Genomic DNA, 2,055 nt, shown 5'->3' with positions numbered 1-2,055 from the left:
CCCCGATCCCCGATCCCCGATCCCCGATCCCCGATCCCCGTCAGAGCGTAACCATATTGTCGCGGTGTATCAGCTCGGGCTCGACCAGATAGCCCAGCACGCTAGCGATCTCGCGCGTAGGGCGGCGCATGATCAGGCGCGCCTCGTCCGAGCTGTAGTTGGCCAGCCCGCGCGCGACTTCGATGCCGTCGCTATCGACACAGGCGACCACATCGCCGCGTAAAAACTGCCCCTCCACGCCGCGCACACCGATAGGCAGCAAGCTGGTGTGGCGCTCGCGTACCGCCTGCGCCGCGCCGCTATCCAGCAGCAGTTTGCCTGCCAGTTGCAGATGGTCGGCCAGCCATTGCTTGCGTGCCGCCATGCGCGTGGTGGTGGCCAGCAGCTGGGTGCCGATTGCCTCGCCATCGGCCAGCCGCGACAAGACATCGGCTTCGCGTCCGCAGGCGATAATGGTGGCCGCGCCGCTGCGCGCCGCCCGTTTGGCGGCGATGATCTTGGTCAGCATGCCGCCGGTGCCCACGCTGGAGCCGGCCCCGCCGGCCATGTCTTCCAGCGCCGCATCGCCGGCATTCGCTTCGTGGATAAAGATCGCGTCGGGGTTTTTTCTCGGGTCGGCGCTATACAAGCCTTGCTGGTCGGTGAGGATCACCAGCGCATCGGCTTCGATCAGGTTGGTTACCAGCGCGGCCAGGGTATCGTTGTCGCCAAAGCGGATCTCGGCCGTTACCACGGTATCGTTTTCATTGATGATGGGCACCACATTCAGCGCCATCAGGGTCGACAAGGTGGTGCGTGCATTCAGATAGCGGGTGCGGTCGGCCAGATCTTCATGGGTGAGCAAAATCTGCGCCGTTTGCAAGCCGTGCTGGCGAAACGCCTGTTCGTAGGCTTCGCACAGCCCCATCTGGCCGACGGCGGCGGCGGCCTGCAGTTCATGCACCGCCTTGGGGCGGGTGGCCCAGCCCAGACGCTGGCAGCCTTCGGCGATGGCACCGCTGGAAACCAGCACCACTTCCTTGCCACGGCGTTTGAGTTCGGCGATTTCGGCGGCCCAGCGCGCCAGCGCCGCCAGATCCAGGCCCTTGCCGTCATTGGTGACCAGACTGGAGCCCACCTTGACCACGATACGGTCGGCCGTGTGTATCAGCGATTGCATAATCGGAAAGTCCGCGAGAAGTATGTCGGGATTCTAACCAAAAAGGCGGCGGGCAGGGGAGGCGATCCCGGCGTGGATACGCCCCGCTTACACCGGCCTGACTTCTATCAGCTGGAAATGCGGCATCTGCTTGACGACGCGCAGCAGGCGCACGCGCTCGCTGGCGGCATCGCTGATCAGCGTCATGCCGGCCAGACGCTGGTAAGGGCGGCCGGCCAGCAACAGTAGCGGCGCGGCATCGGCCGGGCTGAGCTTGAGCGCCAGTGTGCTGGTGTCGCCGGGCTTCGCGTGATCGAAGCGCGTCATCACGGCCTCAACCGGGCCCGGCAGCAGCTCCAGCCCGCAACGGGTATCCAGTGCGTCGCCGTAACCTACCCAGTGCAGCAAGGCGCATTGCCACGCGCTCTGCCCCTGTTCGCGCAGGAGCAGCAGCTCGCCGGCACGTAGCGGATGGCCGTGGCTGTTGCCCGCCAGCTGCATGCCGCTGCAACTGCGATTGATGATGGTCATACTGGCCGGCGCGGGCGGGGGGCTGCGCCGTGCCAGCTGGCTGTGGTAGATCAGCTCCTCGCTGCTGTCGCCGGTGGAGGCAAACGCCCAGCTGCCGCCATTGCTGTGATGCCAGCAGGCGGGCAGGGTGGAGACCAGGCTCAGCGTGCCGCCCATCTTGATGCGTACTTCGTGCCGTTCTGCCTTGCGTTGGCAGTCGTGCAGCAGCGCCTGAAATAGCTCGCCGTCTTCGGCGTGCGCCCCCGGCGTGCCGTGGCCTTGCATCTGCAATTGCTGCCTGAGCGCATCGACCAGAGGGCGGGTATCCAGCATCCAGCCTGCCTCTGGCGGCGTGTCGTGGTAGCCCGGCGGCTGGTCGGCATCGGTGTCGACATAAAAACCTTCGC

2 protein-coding genes are annotated in these 2,055 nt (G+C 65.8%); both read right to left on the bottom strand.

Annotated elements, in window-relative coordinates:
- Nucleotides 1–40: 40 nt before the first annotated feature.
- Complete coding sequence (gene proB / locus ACRC1E_RS07665) at nt 41–1,159, bottom strand: glutamate 5-kinase (RefSeq protein ID WP_438514513.1); 1,119 nt, start codon at nt 1,157–1,159, stop codon at nt 41–43.
- Between the two features lie 87 nt (nt 1,160–1,246).
- Nucleotides 1,247–2,055, bottom strand: an 809-nt coding sequence (locus ACRC1E_RS07660) for a hypothetical protein (protein ID WP_438514512.1), incomplete at its 5' end; no start/stop codon positions are given.

Source organism: Craterilacuibacter sp., from assembly GCF_051659485.1.
Lineage (GTDB): Bacteria > Pseudomonadota > Gammaproteobacteria > Burkholderiales > Chromobacteriaceae > Craterilacuibacter.
The sequence above is the reverse complement of the archived record's forward strand: the minus strand, read 5'-3'. Positions and strand labels throughout refer to the sequence as shown.

Excerpts from the sequence above, each read along its gene's own strand:
- proB (WP_438514513.1), bottom strand. The coding sequence starts at position 1,159 with ATGCAATCGCTGATACACACGGCCGACCGTATCGTGGTCAAGGTGGGC.